General features: G+C 54.5%; 22 protein-coding genes and 1 rRNA gene. 14 read left to right on the top strand and 9 right to left on the bottom strand.

The features are described from left to right. Positions 1-92: ribosomal RNA gene (gene rrf, locus SOM48_RS20890) — 5S ribosomal RNA — on the top strand; the annotation flags it as partial. Positions 93-176: 84 nt separating this feature from the next. Here rrf and mobB read toward each other — a convergent pair. Next, positions 177-692 (bottom strand): molybdopterin-guanine dinucleotide biosynthesis protein MobB, encoded by a 516-nt coding sequence (gene mobB / locus SOM48_RS20895; RefSeq protein ID WP_320512957.1) that lies wholly within the window; start codon positions 690-692, stop codon positions 177-179. Further along, positions 692-1,276 carry a molybdenum cofactor guanylyltransferase MobA gene (gene mobA, locus SOM48_RS20900; RefSeq protein WP_139966916.1) on the bottom strand — a complete coding sequence of 195 codons (585 nt, stop codon included), beginning with the start codon at positions 1,274-1,276 and terminating at the stop codon, positions 692-694. Before mobA ends, mobB begins: the two co-directional genes overlap by 1 nt. Before the next feature lie 66 nt (positions 1,277-1,342). Here mobA and SOM48_RS20905 point away from each other — a divergent pair, with 66 nt between their 5' ends. The 3 genes from SOM48_RS20905 (at position 1,343) to dsbA (ending at position 3,314) form a co-directional block, all read left to right on the top strand. Further along, the gene (locus tag SOM48_RS20905; protein WP_312203635.1) at positions 1,343-1,612 is read left to right on the top strand and encodes a YihD family protein; all 270 of its coding nucleotides are present in this window, start codon (positions 1,343-1,345) and stop codon (positions 1,610-1,612) included. A gap of 75 nt (positions 1,613-1,687) precedes the next feature. Further along, entirely contained in the window at positions 1,688-2,674 is a 987-nt protein-coding gene (locus SOM48_RS20910) for a serine/threonine protein kinase (protein ID WP_128483947.1), read from the top strand. 16 nt (positions 2,675-2,690) lie between these two features. Further along, the gene (dsbA, locus tag SOM48_RS20915; protein WP_128483946.1) at positions 2,691-3,314 is read left to right on the top strand and encodes a thiol:disulfide interchange protein DsbA; all 624 of its coding nucleotides are present in this window, start codon (positions 2,691-2,693) and stop codon (positions 3,312-3,314) included. A 12-nt stretch (positions 3,315-3,326) separates the two neighbouring features. Here the strand turns inward: dsbA and SOM48_RS20920 are convergent, their stop codons facing one another. Then, a complete protein-coding gene (locus SOM48_RS20920) occupies positions 3,327-4,235 on the bottom strand; it encodes an acyltransferase (protein WP_320512936.1) in 909 nt (302 codons plus the stop codon). On the opposite strand from SOM48_RS20920, the gene SOM48_RS20925 reads away from it, so the two are divergent. The 3 genes from SOM48_RS20925 (at position 4,234) to spfP (ending at position 7,657) form a co-directional block, all read left to right on the top strand. Then, on the top strand, positions 4,234-4,629 hold the full coding sequence (locus SOM48_RS20925) for a hypothetical protein (protein ID WP_320512937.1): 396 nt from the start codon (positions 4,234-4,236) through the stop codon (positions 4,627-4,629). The two genes, SOM48_RS20920 and SOM48_RS20925, sit on opposite strands and share 2 nt — an antisense overlap. Positions 4,630-4,658: 29 nt before the next feature. Continuing rightward, on the top strand, positions 4,659-7,445 hold the full coding sequence (gene polA, locus SOM48_RS20930) for a DNA polymerase I (RefSeq protein WP_288882147.1): 2,787 nt from the start codon (positions 4,659-4,661) through the stop codon (positions 7,443-7,445). 164 nt (positions 7,446-7,609) lie between these two features. After that, on the top strand, positions 7,610-7,657 hold the full coding sequence (spfP, locus tag SOM48_RS22795; RefSeq protein ID WP_071892919.1) for a small protein SpfP: 48 nt from the start codon (positions 7,610-7,612) through the stop codon (positions 7,655-7,657). Between the two features lie 90 nt (positions 7,658-7,747). Here the strand turns inward: spfP and yihA are convergent, their stop codons facing one another. Next, entirely contained in the window at positions 7,748-8,377 is a 630-nt protein-coding gene (gene yihA / locus SOM48_RS20935) for a ribosome biogenesis GTP-binding protein YihA/YsxC (protein ID WP_023479300.1), read from the bottom strand. 571 nt (positions 8,378-8,948) lie between these two features. Here yihA and yihI point away from each other — a divergent pair. Together yihI and hemN are read left to right on the top strand one after the other, a co-directional pair. Next, a complete protein-coding gene (gene yihI / locus SOM48_RS20940) occupies positions 8,949-9,452 on the top strand; it encodes a Der GTPase-activating protein YihI (protein ID WP_042712325.1) in 504 nt (167 codons plus the stop codon). A 186-nt stretch (positions 9,453-9,638) separates the two neighbouring features. Next, positions 9,639-11,012 carry an oxygen-independent coproporphyrinogen III oxidase gene (hemN, locus tag SOM48_RS20945; protein ID WP_320512938.1) on the top strand — a complete coding sequence of 458 codons (1,374 nt, stop codon included), beginning with the start codon at positions 9,639-9,641 and terminating at the stop codon, positions 11,010-11,012. Between the two features lie 33 nt (positions 11,013-11,045). Here hemN and SOM48_RS20950 read toward each other — a convergent pair whose 3' ends face one another. The 4 genes from SOM48_RS20950 to glnA all read right to left on the bottom strand — a co-directional run bounded on the left by SOM48_RS20950 (position 11,046) and on the right by glnA (position 15,333). Further along, the gene (locus tag SOM48_RS20950) at positions 11,046-11,156 is read right to left on the bottom strand and encodes a YshB family small membrane protein (protein WP_094192975.1); all 111 of its coding nucleotides are present in this window, start codon (positions 11,154-11,156) and stop codon (positions 11,046-11,048) included. Positions 11,157-11,251: 95 nt separating this feature from the next. Further along, a complete protein-coding gene (glnG, locus tag SOM48_RS20955; RefSeq protein ID WP_128483941.1) occupies positions 11,252-12,661 on the bottom strand; it encodes a nitrogen regulation protein NR(I) in 1,410 nt (469 codons plus the stop codon). 8 nt (positions 12,662-12,669) lie between these two features. Then, on the bottom strand, positions 12,670-13,719 hold the full coding sequence (gene glnL / locus SOM48_RS20960; protein WP_023479377.1) for a nitrogen regulation protein NR(II): 1,050 nt from the start codon (positions 13,717-13,719) through the stop codon (positions 12,670-12,672). A 204-nt stretch (positions 13,720-13,923) separates the two neighbouring features. Next, entirely contained in the window at positions 13,924-15,333 is a 1,410-nt protein-coding gene (gene glnA, locus SOM48_RS20965; RefSeq protein WP_023479289.1) for a glutamate--ammonia ligase, read from the bottom strand. Positions 15,334-15,713: 380 nt separating this feature from the next. Here glnA and typA point away from each other — a divergent pair, with 380 nt between their 5' ends. The 5 genes from typA to fabY all read left to right on the top strand — a co-directional run bounded on the left by typA (position 15,714) and on the right by fabY (position 20,561). Continuing rightward, the gene (typA, locus tag SOM48_RS20970) at positions 15,714-17,537 is read left to right on the top strand and encodes a ribosome-dependent GTPase TypA (RefSeq protein ID WP_042712320.1); all 1,824 of its coding nucleotides are present in this window, start codon (positions 15,714-15,716) and stop codon (positions 17,535-17,537) included. Positions 17,538-17,678: 141 nt separating this feature from the next. Further along, a complete protein-coding gene (yihX, locus tag SOM48_RS20975; RefSeq protein WP_320512939.1) occupies positions 17,679-18,275 on the top strand; it encodes a glucose-1-phosphatase in 597 nt (198 codons plus the stop codon). After that, a complete protein-coding gene (locus SOM48_RS20980) occupies positions 18,272-19,144 on the top strand; it encodes a virulence factor BrkB family protein (protein WP_076768859.1) in 873 nt (290 codons plus the stop codon). Before yihX ends, SOM48_RS20980 begins: the two co-directional genes overlap by 4 nt. After that, positions 19,141-19,575 carry a D-aminoacyl-tRNA deacylase gene (dtd, locus tag SOM48_RS20985; protein ID WP_320512940.1) on the top strand — a complete coding sequence of 145 codons (435 nt, stop codon included), beginning with the start codon at positions 19,141-19,143 and terminating at the stop codon, positions 19,573-19,575. The genes SOM48_RS20980 and dtd overlap by 4 nt, the downstream gene beginning before the upstream one ends. A 44-nt stretch (positions 19,576-19,619) precedes the next feature. Continuing rightward, entirely contained in the window at positions 19,620-20,561 is a 942-nt protein-coding gene (fabY, locus tag SOM48_RS20990; RefSeq protein WP_023479318.1) for a fatty acid biosynthesis protein FabY, read from the top strand. Between the two features lie 53 nt (positions 20,562-20,614). Here the strand turns inward: fabY and SOM48_RS20995 are convergent, their stop codons facing one another. Next, on the bottom strand, positions 20,615-21,526 hold the full coding sequence (locus SOM48_RS20995; RefSeq protein WP_315082402.1) for an alpha/beta hydrolase: 912 nt from the start codon (positions 21,524-21,526) through the stop codon (positions 20,615-20,617). Between the last annotated feature and the right edge of the window lie 6 nt (positions 21,527-21,532).

Raw genomic sequence — 21,532 nt, forward strand, 5'->3', positions numbered from 1 at the left:
CCACCTGACCCCATGCCGAACTCAGAAGTGAAACGCCGTAGCGCCGATGGTAGTGTGGGGTCTCCCCATGCGAGAGTAGGGAACTGCCAGGCATCAAATAAGAAGAACCCCAGCCTCACGGCTGGGGTTTTTTGCTTTCTGCGGGAAAAAACGCCCAATAAAATGGCAAGTAGCGCTTAAAAAGCCTCTTTCTGTCCTAACCACTGCAAGACAAACTCCGCAACTTCCTCAATATCATTAATATCCAGCACCGGTACAGACAGCGCCAGTTCAACATCGCTCGCAACCGCGATCGCATGCTCATCTATCGTTAACTCACTAATGTCATGCCCACACTCTGCGCGCCAAAGCAGGATCTTAGGCACCGGTTCATGTTTAAAGCCTTCTACAAGCACCAAATCCAGCTTTGTCGCATCCATCCTGCTGACCAGCCAGTTAAGATCCAGCTCAGTTTCATCAGGGGTTTCCGTCATTAATGCCCATCGTTGGCTGCTGGCGACCAGCGTCTGTGCTGCGCCTGCCTTACGTAACTCATAACTATCCTTGCCCGGCGTATCAACATCCATATCATGATGGGTATGCTTGATTAAGCCGGGACGAATGCCTCGCGCGCATAGTGCAGGAATAAGTTTTTTCAACAGTGTCGTCTTACCCGTTCCGCTCCAGGCCGCCACCGCAAGTAATGGGATCATCATCTCTCCTGCCAACGCGCGAGATCGTCAGGCGTATTCACATTGGCAAATGCCGCACGGCGATCGCTGAAATCTATCGCATGCCCACCTGCTTCGCGCATAAACATCATAACCCTGCGCTCACCTTGTGCCAGCCATGCTTCCAGGCGCGGTGAAAGGTCCCGATGAAGCAGAGCAATCACAGGGTGATCGCGTTCGCCATCATGCACCCACACTGCCGGAGCCTGGCCGCGGCCGGCCAGTAAACGCGATAAGAGATCGGCCGGAATATAGGGCGTATCACAGGGGCAAAAGAGGAACCATTCGGCTTCGCACTGTTGTAAAGCAGCCAGCATCCCTGCAAGCGGGCCCGGGAAGTCACGTAGAGTGTCCTCAATGACCGGCAGGCCGCTGAGGCGATAGGTATCAAGATTGCGATTGGCGCTGATTGCCACGCTCTTCACCTGGGGTGCTAATCGCCCGGCGACATGTTGCCAGAGCGGTTTACCGTTAAGCTCCAGCAACCCTTTGTCTTTGCCCGCCATACGTGACGCTTTGCCGCCAGCCAGCACGACGCCGAGTACTGCACTGCTATCCTTCACCAGTAACGCCTCTTTTATTGTGGGATTGACCCTGCTAACGTGTCGGAACACAAAATAAGGAGCAGATACATGAAATGTAAACGCCTTAACGAAGTTATCGAACTTCTCCAGCCAGCCTGGCAGAAAGAGCCCGAACTCAATTTAATGCAATTTTTACAGAAACTGGCGCAAGAGTCAGGTTATGAAGGCGAACTGGCAGATTTAAGTGATGACATCCTGATCTATCAGCTGAAAATGCGCGACTCGGCAAAAGACGCAGCGATCCCGGGCATTCAAAAAGATTACGAAGAGGATTTCAAAACCGCGTTGCTGCGCGCCCGCGGCGTGATTAAAGAGTAAAACCTTGTAAGAGGAGCCACCGAAAACGGCCCAAAATGATATCCTGAATCATTCGTCGTATTTTCGGATCCCAGGATGACCTGTAACGCTTTTACTTTCCAGACGCTTCACCCGGATACCATCATGGATGCGCTTTTCGCGCAGGGGATCCGGGTCGATTCCGGCCTCACTCCGCTTAATAGCTACGAAAACCGTGTTTATCAGTTTCAGGACGAAGATCGCCGCCGCTATGTCGTGAAGTTCTACCGCCCGCAGCGCTGGTCAGCGGAACAGATACGCGAAGAGCATCAGTTTGCGCTCGACCTGCAAGAGAATGATGTGCCGGTCGCCGCACCGCTCGCGTTTAATAATGAAACCTTACTCACCCACCAGGATTTTCTCTTCGCCGTTTTCCCGAGCGTCGGCGGCCGCCAGTTTGAAGCGGACAACCTCGATCAGATGGAGTGGGTTGGCCGCTACCTTGGTCGTTTGCACCAGACCGGTCGTCAAAAGCGTTTTACCCATCGTCCTGACATGGGGGTGAACGAATATTTGCGCGAGCCGCGCCAGCTTTTTGAGACCACCGCGCTAATCCCGACAAGCTTAAAAGAGGCGTTTTTGAGCGCAGTTGATAAGCTTATCGATGCCGTTATGGCGCACTGGCATAATCGCGCCAACGTGCTGCGTCTGCATGGGGATTGTCATGCCGGGAATATTCTCTGGCGAGATGGCCCAATGTTTGTCGATTTAGACGATGCGCGTAATGGCCCGGCGGTACAAGATTTATGGATGTTGTTGCACGGTGATAAAGCCGAGCAGCGCATGCAGCTGGAGATGATCGTCGAAGCCTACGAAGAGTTTTGCGAGTTTGATACCGCGGAGCTTGCCCTGATTGAACCGCTGCGCGCCATGCGTCTGGTCTACTATCTGGCGTGGCTTATCCGCCGCTGGGACGATCCCGCGTTTCCTAAAAATTTCCCCTGGTTGAACAGCGAAGATCACTGGCGCAATCAGACGCACATTTTTCTTGAACAGGTGAAGGTTCTGCAAGAACCCCCTTTAGCATTAACCCCCATGTATTAAACGGAGAGAGTTGACCATGAAGAAGATTTGGCTGGCGCTGGCAGGAATGATTCTGGCATTTAGCGCTTCGGCAGCAGACATTACCGAAGGTAAGCAGTTCAACACGCTGGATAAGCCGGTCGCCGGTGAACCGCAGGTGCTGGAGTTCTTCTCATTCTATTGCCCGCACTGCTACGACTTTGAGCAGGTCTGGCACGTCTCCGAAGCGGTGAAAAAGAAACTGCCGCAGGGGACAAAAATGACCAAATACCACGTCGAGTTCCTGGGGCCGCTGGGCAAAGAGATGACGCAGGCCTGGGCAGTAGCCATGGCGCTGGGCGTGGAAGATAAAATCAGCTCCCCGATGTTTGAAGCGGTACAAAAAACGCAGACTGTTCAAACCGTTGCTGACATTCGTGACGTATTTATCAAAGCCGGCGTGAAGGGCGAAGAGTACGACGCTGCCTGGAACAGCTTCGTGGTGAAATCACTGGTTGCCCAGCAAGAGAAAGCTGCGGCCGATCTGCAGTTGCAGGGTGTACCCGCGATGTTCGTCAACGGTAAATACCAGATCGATCAACGCGGTATGGACGGCAGTAGCCTTGATGCGTTTGTGAAAAGCTACGCTGATACGGTGAAGTTCCTGGTTGAGAAGAAGTAAAGATAACGCCGGTCACTGACCGGCGTTTTTACAGGTGGCTTTGATGGCGTCTATACGTTCATCTTTAGCGAGCCATAACCCATTCAGCCACTGCTGAAAGCTGCGCTTAAAATTCTTGTCATTAATATAATCGCCATGCAACCCTTCGTGAACCGCCAGCAGATCAATACGCACCACGATACGGGTCAATTTGCCGCTGAGCATATCGAAAAAGGGCGTGCGATCGTTCTCCGGGTAGCAAAGCGTCACATCCAGCATTTTGTCGAACTGTTTACCCAGAACGTTTAACGCCATCGCGATACCCGCCGCTTTTGGTGGCAGCAGATGCTTAAACGAAGAGCGTGTCTGACGCCGTTTCTCTTCTGTAAAACGCGATCCTTCAACAAAATTCACCATCGTTGTCGGCTGCAGGCGAAACTTCTCACACGAACGGCGCGTTGTCTCAACATCCTTGCCCCGTCTTTCAGGATGCCTCAGCAGATAACTTCGTGAGTAGCGGCGCATAAAAGGCATATCCAGCGCCCAGCACGCCAGGCCGATAAAGGGCACCCAGGCGAGTTGCTGCTTCAGGAAGTACTTGTTCATCGGGATCTGTTTGCGGAACAGGACACACAGCACCACGATATCTGCCCAACTGTGGTGGTTACAAATAAGCAGATACCAGTTTCTTTTATTCAATCCCTCCAGACCCTGAATATCCCATTCCAGCCGGGGATTGAGGCGCAGCAGCCAGTAGAGGCCTTCGCACCAGCAAGCCATCATCACATTACAGAAGGCAGAGATCGCCCGCCAAAAACGCGGGATCGGAATAAGCAGTTTTATCAGGCCGGCGATAATAATCGGCACAGAGCAGACAGCAGTAAGCAGGATGGTTAACAGAACGCTAAAAAAGAGCGTAATAACCGCGGGTAGTCTCGACATGATTAAATATTTCAAAAAGTTAGCAGCAAAATGCTCGCTAAAAGGTGTGCAAGGCGCCGATTTTATCAGAAAAGCGAGTGCGGCAATGGGGAAACCTTATTCAGCGCTTTTGATAGATAGTAAAGAAGAATGCAATGCCCTTTTTCTTCTATCCACACAGAGCAGATTATCACCAAAAAGCAACAGCGATCCTTTTTATCTTCTCAATGTGTTGATTTTAATGGATTTGTATATTTTTACGATCCACGAAAAGCCACAAAAATCCAGCCAATTAAAAACTGTGCACAAACTTATCCACAGGATGTTTCTGCGAGGGATCCCGACGATCGCGAAATCTTTTCCGCCATTTACCGGGAAAAACTCATGTTTTCATCCTGTCTGTGGCATCCTTTAGCGTAAATTGAAAAAACAGGCATGGATATCATGGTTCAGATCCCCGAAAACCCACTCATTCTTGTTGACGGCTCCTCTTACCTCTATCGCGCGTATCATGCGTTTCCACCTCTGACCAACAGCGTTGGAGAACCCACCGGCGCAATGTACGGCGTGTTGAATATGCTGCGCAGCCTGTTGCTGCAGTATCAGCCGACGCATGTCGCAGTGGTGTTTGATGCGAAGGGTAAGACGTTCCGTGATGAGCTGTTCGAACATTACAAATCCCACCGCCCGCCGATGCCGGACGATCTGCGTGCGCAGATTGAGCCGCTGCATGCAATGGTGAAAGCGATGGGTCTGCCGCTGCTGGCGGTGTCGGGTGTTGAAGCGGATGACGTTATCGGCACGCTGGCATGTGAAGCGGACAAAAAAGGGCGTCCGGTGCTGATCAGTACCGGCGACAAAGATATGGCGCAGCTGGTGACACCAAACGTCACGCTGATCAATACCATGTCCAACACCATTTTGGGGCCGGAAGAGGTCGTTACCAAATATGGCGTACCGCCAGAGCTGATTATCGACTTCCTCGCGCTGATGGGCGACTCCTCCGATAACATCCCCGGTGTCCCTGGCGTGGGTGAAAAAACCGCGCAGGCGCTGTTACAAGGGCTGGGTGGTCTCGACTCGCTCTATGCCGCGCCGGAGAAGATTGCCGAACTGAGCTTCCGTGGTGCGAAAACCATGGCGGCGAAGCTGGAGCAGAATAAAGAGGTCGCTTACCTCTCCTACCAGCTGGCGACCATCAAAACCGACGTTCCGCTGGAGCTGACGAGCGAACAGCTCGAAGTTCAGCAGCCGGCCACCGAAGCGCTGGTGGAGCTCTTTAAGCGTTACGAATTCAAGCGCTGGACGGCGGATGTCGAAGCCGGAAAATGGCTGCAGGCGAGAGGAAGCAAGCCAGCCGCGAAGCCGCAGGAAACGATTGTGGTAGAAGCGGAGCCCGATATCCCGACGGCTATCCTGTCTGCTGAAAACTACGTCACCATTCTTGATGAAGAGACGTTGCAAAGCTGGATCGGCAAACTGAAAAGCGCGGCGCTGTTTGCCTTCGATACGGAAACGGATAGCCTGGATAACATCAGTGCCAATCTGGTCGGCATCTCCTTTGCTATCGAACCTGGCGTGGCGGCCTATGTACCGGTTGCCCATGACTACCTTGATGCGCCGGATCAGATCCCGCGCGACCGCGCGCTGGAACTGCTGAAACCGCTGCTGGAAGATGAAAAGCTTCTCAAAGTGGGCCAGAACCTGAAATACGATCGCGGCGTGCTGGAAAATTACGGCATCGAACTGCGCGGTATCGCCTTCGACACCATGCTTGAGTCCTACATCCTCAATAGCGTTGTTGGCCGTCATGATATGGACAGCCTCTCTCAGCGCTGGCTGAAGCACAAAACTGTGACCTTCGAAGAGATCGCCGGGAAAGGTAAAAACCAGCTGACCTTCAACCAGATTGCGCTGGAAGAGGCCGGGCATTATGCGGCGGAAGATGCTGATGTCACGCTGCAACTCCATCTGGCGATGTGGCCAGAGCTGCAACAGCACGCTGGCCCGCTGAATGTCTTCCAGAATATTGAAATGCCGCTGGTGCCGGTTATTTCTCGCATCGAACGCAACGGCGTCAATATCGATCCGGCTGTGCTGCACAAGCACTCTGAGGAGCTGACCCTGCGTCTGGCGGAGCTGGAGCAAAAAGCGCATGAGATCGCGGGCGAAGCGTTTAACCTCTCGTCGACCAAGCAGCTGCAAACCATTCTGTTTGAAAAACAGGGTATTAAACCGCTGAAGAAAACCCCGGGCGGCGCGCCGTCGACCTCAGAAGAGGTGCTGGAAGAGCTGGCGCTGGATTACCCGCTGCCAAAAGTGATCCTGCAATATCGCGGTCTGGCGAAGCTTAAATCGACCTACACCGATAAGCTGCCGCTGATGATCAACCCGAAAACCGGGCGCGTACACACCTCTTACCACCAGGCGGTGACCGCGACGGGACGCTTGTCCTCCACCGATCCTAACCTGCAAAACATTCCTGTGCGCAATGAAGAGGGACGTCGTATTCGTCAGGCCTTTATCGCGCCGAAAGATTACGTCATCGTCTCTGCGGACTACTCGCAGATCGAGCTGCGCATCATGGCACACCTCTCACGGGATAAGGGTTTGCTGAAAGCGTTTGCTGAAGGCCAGGATATTCACCGCGCAACGGCGGCGGAAGTGTTTGGCCTGCCGCTGGATAGCGTAAGCAATGAGCAGCGCCGCAGCGCAAAAGCGATCAACTTTGGTCTGATCTACGGCATGAGCGCCTTTGGCCTCTCGCGCCAGCTCAATATTCCGCGCAAAGAGTCGCAGAAGTATATGGATCTCTACTTCGAGCGCTATCCTGGCGTGCTGGAGTATATGGAGCGTACCCGCGCGCAGGCGAAAGAGAGCGGCTATGTTGAAACGCTCGATGGTCGCCGCCTCTATCTGCCGGACATCAAATCGAGCAACGCTGCCCGTCGGGCGGGTGCCGAGCGCGCGGCGATCAACGCCCCGATGCAGGGCACCGCGGCAGATATCATCAAACGCGCGATGATCGCCGTCGATGCGTGGTTACAGCAAGAGAAGCCGCGCGTGCGGATGATCATGCAGGTACACGATGAACTGGTGTTCGAGGTGCATAAAGAGGATATCGAGGCGGTAACGAAGAAGATCCATGAGCTGATGGAGAGCAGTACCCAACTTGATGTGCCGCTGCTGGTGGAAGTGGGAAGCGGGCCAAACTGGGATCAAGCGCACTAAGCCTGCGCCAGGAAAAGGACTTTTCTGTAACTAAGCAACATAACGCGGCGTTTTTGTGACAATCATTAGAATTCCGTATGTAAAAATTGAAAAGAAATTACAAAAAGTCCTTTTTCCAGATCCAAAAAGGGAGTAGAGTTATTCGCGTAGGGTACAGAGGTAAGATGTTCTATCTTTCAGACCTTTTACTTCACGTAATCGGATTTGGCTGAATATTTAGCCGCCCCAGTCAGTAATGACTGGGGCGTTTTTTATTGCGCGAAAGAAAGCAATAAAGCGCAGCGGACGCCGCGCCAGAAGGGTTATTCGCCTGCGTCTTCTGTTGCTGGCGCAATGGATGAGAACCAGCTATCCAGCTTCTCGCGCAGTTTATCCACGCCCTGTTTTTTCAGCGACGAAAACGCTTCAACCTGCACATCGCCGTTAAAGGCAATTGCCGCTTCCCGCACCATCGTAACCTGCGCTTTGCGCGCGCCGCTGGCGAGCTTGTCCGCTTTGGTCAGCAGCACCAGCACAGGGATCTCGCTTGCTACCGCCCAGTGGATCATCTGCTGGTCGAGATCTTTTAGCGGGTGGCGGATATCCATCAGCACCACCAGCCCCTTCAGGCACTGACGTTTCTCCAGATATTCACCCAGCGCGCGCTGCCATTTGATTTTCATCTCTTCCGGCACTTCGGCATAACCGTAGCCGGGCAGGTCGACAAGGCGTTTGCCTTCTACGACTTCGAACAGGTTGATTAGCTGGGTACGGCCCGGCGTTTTAGAGGTGCGCGCCAGGCTCTTTTGATTGGTTAGCGTATTGAGTGCGCTCGATTTTCCGGCGTTGGAGCGGCCAGCGAATGCCACTTCGATGCCGGTATCGGCGGGTAAGTGGCGAATATCAGGCGCACTGGTGACAAAGTGCGTCTGTTGGTAATTCAGGTTAGTCAAAACGGTCGTCTCCATCGTTAAAGCATGCGGGGATTATACCTGAACCCACGTAAAAGACTGTTTTTCTCGCATCATTCCTCTTTGTAGGTGATTGCCGCGCGCTTTGTAGGATATTTGCCCTTTATACGTTGCGAACTTTCGGAGTAGTTGCAGGTTTAAAAATATTCAATAACAATACAATCAATGACTTAGTTTTGTGGAATTCTCTTAATTTAACGTTTGTAAGGGTATTCATACTTGTCTCTTTCTCTGAGACAGGTAAAGTAACGCCCTGTAGCAGGACGCTTTACAGGAAAGGATAACTCACGGATTGAGGGGTCGGGAGCGCCAGGAGGCGAAGACCAGAGGAAAACGTCAGGAGACGTTCACAAGGAGAGGGACCGCAACACGGAGTGTTGATGCTAATGGAAAAACAGGGCACGTTGATAGCAAACAGGGAACGTAGAGCCCTTTACGGGTCAGGGTCAAGAAAAAAGGCGACAGTTTACACTGCCGCCTTTTTTCTTTGCTTGCTTTCTGCTAGATTCCGCCGCAATTCTATACTGATGAAAAACCACCTAAGACCCCTATGATGAAAAAACCGTCTACCCAACCGCGCGGCAAAGTGCGCCGTAAAACCCGTGAAGAGTTGAACCAGGAAGGCCGCGAACGTAAGCGTGATAAACGGCATCGCGGCAACGCTTCAGGCAGCCGCGCGAACGGTGGCGATAACGCTTCAGGCTCCGGCAAGGGCAAAGCGCAGAAAGATCCGCGTATTGGCAGTAAAACACCGATTCCGCTGGGTGTTACCGACACGCCAGTCACTAAGCAGCACAAACCGAAGAGTGAGAAACCTATGCTTTCACCGCAGGCTGAATTAGAGATGCTGGAAACGGATGAGCGCCTGGATGCGCTACTTGAACGTCTTGAAGAGGGCGAAACCCTGAGCGCCGACGAGCAGAAATGGGTTGATGCCAAACTGGATCGTATTGATGAGCTGATGCAGAAGCTGGGCCTCTCTTACGATGATGACGAAGAAGAAGAGGAAGAGGAGCGTAAGGAAGATATGATGCGTCTGCTCAAGGGCGGCAACTAATCCTTTCTTATGGGGCTTCCCGTCCTGCTTATAACCCTTCCGGTTATATGTTATCTGGTGTGGTTATTCGTTAAACTACAGCGGTTGTCGCGGCGCAAACAGTGGCTGCGCAACCGGCTGATAACCCGAAACGGGATCGGCCCAGGCCGCCGGTATCGCCAGCGGCGTCATCGGAAGGAGTAAGCAATGTCTGAGCACGTCATCGACTGGGATCTGGCCCTGATCCAGAAATATAACTATTCCGGGCCGCGTTACACGTCCTATCCCACCGCGCTTGAGTTTTCTGACGCCTTTGGCGAAGCGGATTTTCACCGCGCCGTGGCGCGTTACCCTGAACGTCCGCTTTCGCTCTACGTTCATATCCCGTTTTGCCACAAGCTCTGCTACTTCTGCGGCTGCAATAAAATCGTCACCCGCCAGCAGCATAAAGCCGATCAATACCTCGATGCGCTGGAGCAGGAGATTATCCACCGCGCGCCGCTGTTTAAAGGCCGTCACGTCAGCCAGCTGCACTGGGGCGGCGGTACGCCAACCTATCTCAACAAAGCACAGATCGGCCGCCTGATGGCGCTGCTGCGCGGCAACTTCGCCTTTGATGCCGAGGCGGAGATCTCCATTGAGGTCGACCCGCGCGAAATTGAACTGGATGTGCTCGACCATCTGCGCGGGGAAGGGTTTAACCGCCTCAGCATGGGCGTGCAGGATTTTAATAAAGAGGTGCAGCGGCTGGTTAACCGCGAACAGGATGAAACCTTTATCTTTGCTCTGCTTAACCACGCGCGCGACATCGGCTTTACCTCGACCAATATTGACCTGATCTATGGCCTGCCCAAACAGACGCCGGAGAGTTTCGCCTATACGCTGCAACGCGTTGCCGAACTCAGCCCCGATCGCTTAAGCGTCTTCAACTATGCGCATCTGCCGACGCTCTTTGCCGCCCAGCGTAAAATCAAAGACGCGGATCTGCCTTCGGCGCAGCAGAAGCTCGATATCCTGCAGCAGACCATCTCCTCGCTGACCGCATCCGGGTATCAGTTTATCGGCATGGATCACTTTGCCCGTCCGGATGATGAGCTGGCGATTGCCCAGCGCAACGGCGTGCTGCACCGCAACTTCCAGGGTTACACCACTCAGGGCGACAGCGATCTGCTGGGCCTTGGCGTCTCTGCCATCAGCATGATTGGCGACAGCTATGCGCAAAACCAGAAAGAGCTCAAACACTACTATCAGCAGGTTGATGAGCAGGGAAATGCGCTGTGGCGCGGCATTGCGCTGACCCGCGATGACTGTATTCGCCGGGATGTGATCAAAGGGCTTATCTGTAATTTCCGTCTCTCATTCAGCGATATTGAGCGCGCGTGGGATCTCGATTTCCAGGACTACTTTGCTGAAGATCTGCAACTGCTTGCGCCATTGATCAAAGATGGGCTGGTGGAGAGGGATAAGCAGGGGCTTCAGGTAACGGCGAAAGGGCGTCTGTTGATTCGCAACATCTGCATGTGCTTCGATGTCTATCTGCGCCAGAAAGCGCGGCTACAGCAGTTCTCGCGGGTGATTTAACAGGCCTGCAAAAGCACCAGGCCTGTTAAACCGCTAGCTAAACAGCCCGACCAGCGTTGCACACAGCAGCGCTGCGACAGCCGTTTGTGGCGTATGGCTGGCAGAGGCGCCAGCCGTAACCAGATGAATGAACGATTCCAGCATGATAACCCCCCTGCACGCGCAAGATCATACTGCACTGCGACGAACAGTAAAGCACAAAATAGCAGCACTTTTCGCGGGCGGATCGCGCTTTACGTTTACTCCATGCCCAGCTCTTTTAACTTACGCGTAAGGGTATTGCGCCCCCAGCCAAGCAGGCGTGCCGCTTCCTGTTTATGCCCCTGAGTGTGGCGCAGCGCGGTGGTCAGCAGGGTGCGCTCCATCTCCGGTTGCGCTTCCGAGAGCAGATTTTGATGACCGGAACGCAGCGCGCGATCGGCCCACTGCGCGAGCAGCGTCGCCCAGCTGTCCGGCAAACTCTGCGACGGGCTGTCCGGCGCGGTAGCTTCAAACAGTTCACTGGGCAGATCCTGAATCAGCACTTCCTGGCCTGCCGCCATCACCGTTAACCAGCGGCAGGTGTTCTCCAGCTGGCGCACGTTGCCTGGCCATGCCAGACGGGTCAAAGCCGCTTCGGTTTCCGGGTGCAGCAGCTTCGCTTCCACACCCAGTTCACGGGCCGCGTCCTGTAAGAAGTGGCGCGCCAGACGCGGAATATCTTCCCGGCGTTCGCGCAGCGGCGGCAGATGCACGCGGATAACATTCAGGCGGTGGAACAGATCCTCCCTGAATTTCCCCTCCTGCACGCGCAGCTCCAGGTTCTGGTGCGTCGCCGCAATAATACGCACATCGACTTTCACCGGCGCATAGCCGCCCACGCGGTAAAACTGCCCATCGGCGAGCACGCGCAGCAAACGCGTCTGCACATCGAGCGGCATATCGCCAATCTCATCAAGAAACAGCGTGCCGCCGTCGGCCTGCTCAAATCGCCCCTGACGAATGGTGTTGGCGCCGGTAAAGGCCCCTTTCTCGTGGCCAAACAGCTCCGATTCAATCAAATCTTTCGGGATTGCCGCCATATTGAGCGCGATAAACGGCGCTTTGACGCGCGGGCTGTGGCGATGCAGCGCATGGGCAACCAGCTCTTTCCCGGTGCCGGACTCGCCGTTAATCAATACGCTGATCGATGAGCGCGACAGACGACCAATAATGCGAAACACATCCTGCATCGCCGGCGCTTCGCCAATGATATCGGTGGTCGGGCCGAGAGCCTGCACATTGCGCGGCTGCTGCTGCTCCTGGTAGTGGCTGATAGCGCGTTCAACCAGCGCCACCGCTTCATCAATATCAAACGGTTTAGGCAGGTAGTCGAATGCTCCCTGCTGATAAGCGCTTACCGCTGCATCCAGATCCGAGTGGGCAGTCATAATGATGACCGGAAGCATCGGATGGCGCTGCTTAATCTGTTTTAACAGTGCCAGCCCGTCCATGCCGGGCATGCGAATATCCGAAAGCAGAACATCCGGCGTTTTGGTGGTCAGCGCATCAAGCACTTCATTGGCACTTTCAAACGTTGTACAACTCAAGCCTGCCCCGGTGAGCGCGCGTTCAAGCACCCAACGGATGGAGCTATCGTCATCCACGATCCAGACTATCCCTCGTTGCATAAACACCTCTACTTCCGAATAGGCAGGAATACCGAGAACTCGGTATGGCCTGGCCAACTGGTAAATTCAATTTTGCCTGAGTGTTGATCAATCAGGCTGCGTGCAATCGATAAGCCAAGCCCGGTGCCGCCTTCGCGGCCGCTGACCATCGGGTAAAACAGCGTATCCTGCAGATGCTGCGGTATACCCGGGCCGTTATCCTGCACATCGATTCTTGCTGCCAGGCGATAACGTACGCCATGCAGTGTTAACTGGAACGCGGTGCGGGTGCGCAGAATAATTTCGCCGCCCTCCGGTCCTAATGCCTGAAGCGCATTGCGCACGATATTGAGTAAAACTTGCTCGATCTGGTCAGGATCGTGCGCCAGCTCCGGCAAACTGGGATCGTAATCGCGAATTAACGTGACGTTAGCCGGCAGCTCCATCGACACTAGGTTCACCACGCGTTCGGCCACTTTATGGATGCTTTCGGTAACGTGCATACCCGGCTGCTGCGGCCCTAACAGGCGATCGACCAGATTGCGCAGGCGGTCGGCCTGCTCAATGATCACTTTGGTGTATTCCAGCAGCGACGGGTCGGGCAGCGCTTTACTCAAAAGCTGTGCCGCGCCGCGCAGGCCGCCCAGCGGATTTTTAATCTCATGCGCCAGGCCGCGCACCAGATCGCGTGCCGCCACCTGTTGAGCATGCTGAAGCTGCTCCTGGCTTAAACGGCGCTGGTTATCCATCGGCGCCATTTCCAGCAGCACCAGCCCGTCCGGCAGGCGTTGCGCCGTCAGGGAGAGAATATGCGAGCGCCCGTCGATGACCAGCGTCACTTCGTTATCGGTAAAGCCCTGGCCTGCATGCAAACTTTCACGCATCAGGTCGATATTAAGGGAGAAGTAGCTCAGCAGTTCCGGCAGCGGGGTGCCGAACAGTTTGCGCGAGCTTTGCGCCAGCAGCTGTTGTGCTGCGGGGTTGGCGTAATGTACCGCCAGGTCGTCATCAACCAGCAGGATGCTGTTGATCAAAGAGTTGAGGATCTGCCCAGCATCGGGCAGCGCGCCGCTTGCCATGTAGCAGTCTCCCGGAGATATGCACCAATTTTGTGCAGTATAGCGTTATAGAAAGAAAAAGCGCGTGAGATCAGGTTGTTGTCGGCGAAAAAAGCCCATCGTGTGATGGGCCAAAGTTTCCACGGCAACTAAAAAAAATTCTCTGGCCTCTTTCTCGCCGTCAGCTGCCTGTGACGAGAAATCGGCCGAGTATTAATAACGTAATTAAACGCTGTAATAGAGTTCGAACTCTACCGGGTGCGGCGTCATGCGAACGCGGTCGTTCTCTTCAATGCGCAGCGCAATGTAAGCATCGATAGCGTCGTCGGTGAATACGCCGCCGGCGGTCAGGAACTCGCGGTCAGCGTCCAGCGCGTTAAGCGCTTCTTCCAGGGAGCCTGCAACCTGCGGGATCTCTTTCGCCTCTTCCGGCGGCAGATCGTACAGGTTTTTGTCCATTGCTTCGCCCGGGTGGATTTTGTTCTTAATACCATCCAGACCCGCCATCAGCAGCGCGGCAAAGCACAGGTACGGGTTCGCAGCCGGATCCGGGAAGCGCACTTCGATACGACGCGCTTTCGGAGAGGCAACAACCGGAATACGGATAGAGGCAGAACGGTTACGGGCAGAGTAGGCCAGCATAACCGGTGCTTCGTAACCCGGGACCAGACGCTTGTAGGAGTTGGTGGTCGGGTTAGAGAGGGCGTTGATCGCTTTAGCGTGTTTGATTACGCCGCCGATGTAGTACAGCGCCATTTCAGACAGGCCAGCGTATTTGTCGCCAGAGAACAGGTTGGTGCCGTTCTTGGAGAGAGACATGTGGCAGTGCATACCGGAACCGTTATCACCGAACATCGGTTTCGGCATAAAGGTCGCGGTTTTACCGAAGCGGTGCGCAACGTTATGTACCACATATTTGTAAATCTGAATTTCGTCCGCTTTTTTGGTCATGGTGTTGAAGCGGGTTGCCACTTCGTTCTGACCTGCAGTCGCCACTTCGTGGTGATGCGCTTCCACAACCAGGCCCATCTCTTCCATCACCAGACACATGGTGGAACGCAGATCCTGAGAGGAGTCTACCGGCGGAACCGGGAAGTAACCGCCTTTCACAGCCGGACGGTGACCTTTGTTACCACCTTCATATTTGGTGGTGGTGTTCCATGCGCCTTCGATATCGTCGATAGCAACGCTGGAACCGGAGATGGAGCTGCCGAAACGCACGTCGTCAAACAGGAAGAATTCCGGCTCTGGCCCGAACAGCACGGTGTCTGCCAGACCGGTTGAGCGCAGGTACTCTTCAGCGCGTTTGGCGATGGAGCGCGGGTCGCGATCGTAGCCCTGCATGGTGCCTGGCTCGAGGATATCGCAGCGAATAATCAGCGTAGACTCTTCGTAGAACGGGTCAATGACAGCGGTAGTGGCGTCCGGCATCAGCACCATGTCGGATTCGTTGATGCCTTTCCAGCCACCAATCGAAGAACCATCAAACATTTTGCCTTCTTCAAAGAAGTCAGCGTTTACCTGATGGGCTGGGATCGTGACGTGCTGTTCTTTACCTTTGGTATCTGTGAAGCGCAGATCGACAAACTTCACTTCGTGCTCATTCAGCATCGTCAAAACGTGTTCAGCGGACATACTTAAACTCTCCCGGGATTGTCATTGTCGTCGTGGTAACGAGGTCTTCTAATTACTACGTAAATCTGGCGTAGTTGCCGTACAATGGATAAGCGAAATCTATGCCAACTTTTAAATCACCCCAAAAAGGCGTTATCATGCTCGGCATAGTGCAAAAGGGCTGCACCATGATGGTTACCTTGCACCAATATAGTGCTTTTATGGAAACATAGGGCACCATATTGGTGCAATTTTCGTTATTTGCCCCTTTTAACGCTCCGTGAAAGCGATCACAAAGCAACTCTGCAATACTTGTTTGCAGGGTATGTTTGTGATCCTGTTTAGTCCTTCGATTAATACGTGTACAATAACGCGCTATTTCTAATGCCTGAGGCAAAGTTGTGATCGAAAATCTGCGTAACATCGCCATCATTGCTCACGTTGACCATGGTAAAACGACCCTGGTTGACAAGCTGCTGCAGCAATCCGGTACGTTCGACGAACGTGCTGAAACTCAAGAGCGTGTGATGGACTCCAACGATTTGGAGAAAGAGCGTGGGATTACCATCCTCGCTAAAAACACCGCTATCAAATGGAATGATTATCGTATCAACATCGTTGATACCCCAGGGCACGCCGACTTCGGTGGTGAAGTTGAGCGTGTAATGTCCATGGTCGATTCCGTGCTGCTGGTGGTTGACGCATTTGACGGCCCGATGCCGCAAACGCGCTTCGTGACCAAAAAAGCATTTGCCCATGGTCTGAAACCTATCGTGGTAATCAACAAAGTTGACCGTCCTGGCGCGCGTCCGGACTGGGTTGTTGATCAGGTCTTCGACCTGTTCGTTAACCTTGACGCGACCGACGAACAGCTGGACTTCCCGATCGTTTACGCTTCTGCGCTGAACGGTATCGCGGGTCTGGACCACGAAAACATGGCTGAAGACATGACCCCGCTGTACCAGGCGATTGTTGAACATGTACCGGCACCGAACGTCGATCTCGACGGCACGCTGCAGATGCAGGTTTCCCAGCTCGATTACAACAACTACGTTGGCGTAATCGGCATCGGCCGTATCAAGCGCGGTAAAGTGAAGCCGAACCAGCAGGTCACTATCATCGATAGCGAAGGCAAAACCCGTAACGGTAAAGTTGGCAAAGTGCTGACTCACCTGGGGCTGGAGCGTATTGAGAGTGACGTGGCTGAAGCGGGCGACATCATTGCAATCACCGGTCTGGGCGAGCTGAACATCTCCGACACCATCTGCGATCCGCAGAGTGTTGAAGCGCTGCCGGCGCTCTCCGTTGATGAGCCGACCGTCACCATGTTCTTCAACGTCAACACCTCTCCGTTCTGTGGCAAAGAGGGTAAATATGTTACCTCTCGTCAGATCCTTGACCGCCTGAACAAAGAGCTGGTGCACAACGTTGCGCTGCGCGTTGAAGAGACTCAGGATGCGGATGCGTTCCGTGTTTCTGGTCGTGGTGAGCTGCACCTCTCTGTTCTGATCGAAAACATGCGTCGTGAAGGTTTCGAAATGGCGGTTTCCCGTCCGAAAGTAATCTTCCGCGAAATCGATGGCCGTAAACAAGAGCCGTTCGAGAACGTAACGCTGGACGTTGAAGAGCAGCACCAGGGTTCTGTCATGCAGGCACTGGGCGAGCGTAAAGGCGATCTGAAAAACATGAATCCGGACGGCAAAGGCCGCGTACGTCTCGACTACGTGATCCCAAGCCGCGGTCTGATCGGCTTCCGTTCAGAGTTCATGACCATGACCTCTGGTACCGGTCTGCTGTACTCCACCTTCAGCCACTACGACGATATTCGTCCGGGCGAAGTGGGCCAGCGTAACAACGGCGTGCTGATCTCCAACGGTCAGGGTAAAGCGGTTGCGTTTGCGCTGTTCGGTCTGCAGGATCGCGGTAAGCTGTTCCTCGGTCACGGTGCGGAAGTGTATGAAGGCCAGATCATCGGTATTCACAGCCGCTCTAACGACCTGACGGTAAACTGCCTGACCGGTAAGAAACTGACCAACATGCGTGCGTCCGGTACGGACGAAGCAACGGTTCTGGTTCCGCCGATCAAGATGACCCTGGAGCAGGCGCTCGAGTTCATCGATGATGACGAACTGGTAGAGGTAACACCTCAGTCCATTCGTATCCGTAAACGTCATCTGACTGAGAACGACCGTAAACGCGCCATGCGCGGTGCAAAAGAAGAGTAATTCTCCTCTTTTAGCCCAACAAAAGCCGCTGATTATCAGCGGCTTTTTTTTATCCCGCGATCGCGGGCGTGAAAGGGCCCGCTATTCAAGCGGAAACTTTCCCGCTACAGTTAACTCTCCATGGCAGGCAAGGAGAGGCAAATGCTCTATATCTTTGATTTAGGTAATGTGATTGTCGATATCGACTTCAACCGGGTGCTCGGAGCCTGGAGCGATTTCAGCCGCGTACCATTGGCAACCCTGAAGCAGAACTTTGTCATGGGGGAGGCCTTCCACCGTCATGAACGCGGGGAGATCAGCGATGAGGAGTTCGCCAAAGCCCTGTGTGAAGAGATGGCGCTGCCGTTAAGTTATGAGCAATTCTCCACCGGCTGGCAGGCGGTATTCGTCGCGCTACGCCCGGACGTTATCGATATCATGCACAAACTGCGCGCGAAAGGAGATCGTGTGGTGGTGCTGTCCAACACCAACCGCCTGCATACGACCTTCTGGCCGGAGCAGTATCCGGAGATCCGCGCCGCCGCCGATCATATCTATCTCTCGCAAGAGATGGGGATGCGTAAACCCGAATCCAGAATTTATCAGCAGGTTCTAACGCAGGAGGGTTTTTCTGCCGAAGATGCCGTCTTTTTCGACGACAATGCTGAAAATATCGCTGGCGCTGAGCGCGTGGGAATTACGTCGATCCTTGTCGCTAACAAGGCCACCATTCCGGACTATTTTTCAAAGCTGCTATGAAAGAAGCCGTAAAACAGCGCGCGAAGAGGAGTGCGCAGTCGCTGCAGGCCTGGTCAAAACTGCTGTGGCGACATATCAATGATGACAATATGACGACGCTGGCGGGGAATCTCGCCTACGTCTCACTGCTTTCGCTGGTGCCGCTGATTGCGGTGATCTTCGCGCTGTTCGCCGTTTTCCCGATGTTTTCCGACATCAGCATCCAGCTGCGTCACTTTATTTTTGCCAATTTCATTCCCACAACCGGCGACGTTATCCAGAACTACATTGAGCAGTTCGTCGCGAACTCGACGAAGATGACCGCGGTAGGGGCCTGCGGGCTGGTGGTCACTTCGCTCTTACTGATGTACTCCATCGACAGCGCGCTGAATACCATCTGGCGCAGCACCCGCGTGCGCCCGCATGTTTACTCATTTGCCGTCTACTGGATGATCCTGACCCTCGGCCCGCTGCTGGCCGGGGCAAGTCTGGCAATCAGCTCTTATCTGTTGTCGCTGCGCTGGGCGAGTGAACTTAATAGCGTAATTGATGATGTGCTGCGAATTTTTCCGCTGATCCTCTCCTGGCTCTCGTTCTGGCTGCTCTACAGCATTGTTCCGACCACGCGCGTACCAAACCGCGATGCGGTGCTGGGGGCGTTTGTTGCGGCGGTGCTGTTTGAACTGGGCAAGAAAGGTTTTGGCTTATATATCACCATGTTCCCCTCCTACCAGCTGATTTATGGCGTGCTGGCCGTTATCCCTATCATGTTTCTCTGGGTCTACTGGACCTGGTGTATCGTCTTGCTTGGGGCTGAAATTACTGTCACTCTCGGGGAATACCGCGAACTTAAAAAAGCAGCACAACGAGAAGAAGCAGACCAACCATGATTGCATTAATTCAACGCGTTTCCCGTGCGAGCGTTAGCGTGGCGGGAGAGGTGACGGGTGAAATTGGCCCGGGTCTCCTGGTATTACTGGGCGTCGAGAGGGAAGACGACGAACAGAAAGCAAACCGCCTGTGTGAACGGGTGCTGGGATACCGAATTTTTAGCGATGCCGATGGGAAAATGAACCTCAATGTCCAGCAGGCCGGCGGCAGCGTGCTGGTGGTATCGCAGTTTACGCTGGCAGCCGATACGGAACGCGGCATGCGTCCGGGCTTTTCGCGCGGCGCCGCGCCGGAAAAAGCCGAGGCGCTCTATAACCACTTTGTTGCACACTGCGGCCAGCAAATCGCCACGCACACCGGACGCTTCGCTGCCGATATGCAGGTGTCGCTGGTCAATGACGGTCCCGTCACATTCTGGCTACAGATATGAGCCAGCTTGCGGCGCGGCCCCGGGTCACAAGAGAGAATGCAGCTATGTATCATCTTCGCGTACCGCAAACTGAAGAAGAGTTAGAACGTTACTACCAGTTCCGCTGGGAAATGTTACGCAAGCCGTTGCACCAGCCGCAGGGCTCCGAGCGCGACGCCTGGGACGCCATGGCGCATCACCAGATGGTGGTTGATGAAGAGGGCAATATCGTCGCGTCCGGTCGGCTCTATATCAATGCCGATAACGAAGGCTCGATTCGCTTTATGGCGGTGCACCCCTCCGTACAAGATAAAGGCCTCGGCACGCTGATGGCGATGACCCTGGAATCCGTCGCCCGCCAGGAGGGCGTTAAGCGCGTAACCTGTAGCGCCCGCGAAGATGCGGTACCCTTTTTCGCCAAGCTTGGGTTTATCAACGAAGGCGAAATCACCGCGCCGCAAACCACCCCTATCCGCCATTTTCTGATGATCAAACCTATCGCCTCGCTGGATGATATTCTTCATCGCGGCGACTGGTGCGGTCAGCTACAACAAGCCTGGTATCAGCATATTCCGCTCAGCGAAAAGATGGGCGTGCGCATCCAGCAGTACACCGGGCAGAAATTTATTACCACCATGCCGGAGATCGGCAATCAAAACCCGCACCACACGCTGTTTGCCGGCAGCCTTTTCTCGCTGGCGACGCTCACCGGCTGGGGTCTTATCTGGCTGATGCTGCGCGAACGCCATCTCGGCGGCACAATTATTCTCGCCGACGCCCATATCCGCTATAGCTCGCCCATCAGCGGTAAACCGAGCGCCATTGCCGATCTCGGCTCGTTAAGCGGCGATCTCGACCGCCTGGCGCGCGGGAAAAAAGCGCGCGTGCAGATGCAGGTAGAGCTGTTTGGCGATGATAAGCAGGGTGCGATTTTTGAAGGCATCTATATCGTTCTGCCCGCAAAACCGTTTGGCTCGTTCGAAGAGGGCGGCAACGAAGAGGAGTAGGCGCTGGGCCTGCCGATGGTGCGCGCGAAAGGCGCGCTTTCCCGTATAGCCAGTTACACCCTGGCGATGCGCGACGCCACATCGTGGATTACATCCACTGCCGTGCGGCTGATGCCGGCAAGCTGGAAGAAACCGTGTATCACACCGAGATAACGTGAACAGGAGCAGGCCACGCCCTGTTCGGTCATTCGCTGATAGAGTGACTCTCCTTCATCGCACAGCGGGTCAAACTCCGCTGTCACAATATGCGTTGGCGGCAGGCCGTTGAAATCATCCCGCCACAGCGGGCTGACATCCGGCAGCAGACGGTCGGTCTCGCCAAGATAGTGCGTGTAGCCGGAGAGCAGTGCCTCGCGGGTGATCACATAATCTGCGCCATTAAGGGTATAGCTGTCGAACCAGGCGGTTGCATCAAGCATCGGGTAGATGAGGATCAACTGAGCAGGCTGCCACTCGCCTGCGGCTTTTAAGCGCAGTGCCGTGACCAGCGCCAGATGCCCGCCTGCGCTATCACCCGCCAGCGTGAGGCGCTGAGGATCGATGCCAAGCTGCTGCGCGTTTTCCCGGACAAGTTCAGCGCCCCTCAGCGCATCATCATGTGCCGCTGGCCAGCGGTGTTCTGGTGCAAGGCGGTACTGCACGGCGATAACCCGGCAGCCGCTGTAAAAGGCGAGCTGGCGCAGCTGTTTATCATGGGTATCAAAGCCACCGCTAACAAAACAGCCGCCGTGGTAGTAGATAAGCGCGGGTAAATTATCATCGGCATTTTGTGGCGAGAAGCAGCGAAAGCGAATGCCCTCAAGCGTTAACTCACTCACCTCAACACGGGTTTCCGTCTCGCCTGCCAGCGTCGTGCTGGCGAGATACCCTGCGCGTCGGTCATCAATACTCTGCTCGCCGGCGGAAGGCCGTCCTGCAGCAATAAAGTCGCTTACCAGTTGGCTAATACCCTGTTCCAGTGCCATTTCGCA

The organism is Kosakonia sp. CFBP8986, assembly GCF_034044935.1.
Lineage (GTDB): Bacteria > Pseudomonadota > Gammaproteobacteria > Enterobacterales > Enterobacteriaceae > Kosakonia > Kosakonia cowanii.

What these genes read in the sequence shown, in the direction of transcription:
- fabY (WP_023479318.1), top strand. Translation starts at nt 19,620, where the DNA reads ATGTATCATCTTCGCGTACCGCAAACTGAAGAAGAGTTAGAACGTTAC.
- dtd (WP_320512940.1), top strand. Translation starts at nt 19,141, where the DNA reads ATGATTGCATTAATTCAACGCGTTTCCCGTGCGAGCGTTAGCGTGGCG.
- SOM48_RS20980 (WP_076768859.1), top strand. Translation starts at nt 18,272, where the DNA reads ATGAAAGAAGCCGTAAAACAGCGCGCGAAGAGGAGTGCGCAGTCGCTG.
- glnL (WP_023479377.1), bottom strand. Translation starts at nt 13,719, where the DNA reads ATGGCAAGCGGCGCGCTGCCCGATGCTGGGCAGATCCTCAACTCTTTG.
- SOM48_RS20925 (WP_320512937.1), top strand. Translation starts at nt 4,234, where the DNA reads ATGATTAAATATTTCAAAAAGTTAGCAGCAAAATGCTCGCTAAAAGGT.
- glnA (WP_023479289.1), bottom strand. Translation starts at nt 15,333, where the DNA reads ATGTCCGCTGAACACGTTTTGACGATGCTGAATGAGCACGAAGTGAAG.
- yihI (WP_042712325.1), top strand. Translation starts at nt 8,949, where the DNA reads ATGAAAAAACCGTCTACCCAACCGCGCGGCAAAGTGCGCCGTAAAACC.
- glnG (WP_128483941.1), bottom strand. Translation starts at nt 12,661, where the DNA reads ATGCAACGAGGGATAGTCTGGATCGTGGATGACGATAGCTCCATCCGT.
- SOM48_RS20950 (WP_094192975.1), bottom strand. Translation starts at nt 11,156, where the DNA reads ATGCTGGAATCGTTCATTCATCTGGTTACGGCTGGCGCCTCTGCCAGC.
- SOM48_RS20905 (WP_312203635.1), top strand. Translation starts at nt 1,343, where the DNA reads ATGAAATGTAAACGCCTTAACGAAGTTATCGAACTTCTCCAGCCAGCC.
- mobB (WP_320512957.1), bottom strand. Translation starts at nt 692, where the DNA reads ATGATCCCATTACTTGCGGTGGCGGCCTGGAGCGGAACGGGTAAGACG.
- SOM48_RS20920 (WP_320512936.1), bottom strand. Translation starts at nt 4,235, where the DNA reads ATGTCGAGACTACCCGCGGTTATTACGCTCTTTTTTAGCGTTCTGTTA.
- SOM48_RS20995 (WP_315082402.1), bottom strand. Translation starts at nt 21,526, where the DNA reads ATGGCACTGGAACAGGGTATTAGCCAACTGGTAAGCGACTTTATTGCT.
- yihX (WP_320512939.1), top strand. Translation starts at nt 17,679, where the DNA reads ATGCTCTATATCTTTGATTTAGGTAATGTGATTGTCGATATCGACTTC.
- polA (WP_288882147.1), top strand. Translation starts at nt 4,659, where the DNA reads ATGGTTCAGATCCCCGAAAACCCACTCATTCTTGTTGACGGCTCCTCT.
- hemN (WP_320512938.1), top strand. Translation starts at nt 9,639, where the DNA reads ATGTCTGAGCACGTCATCGACTGGGATCTGGCCCTGATCCAGAAATAT.
- dsbA (WP_128483946.1), top strand. Translation starts at nt 2,691, where the DNA reads ATGAAGAAGATTTGGCTGGCGCTGGCAGGAATGATTCTGGCATTTAGC.
- SOM48_RS20910 (WP_128483947.1), top strand. Translation starts at nt 1,688, where the DNA reads ATGACCTGTAACGCTTTTACTTTCCAGACGCTTCACCCGGATACCATC.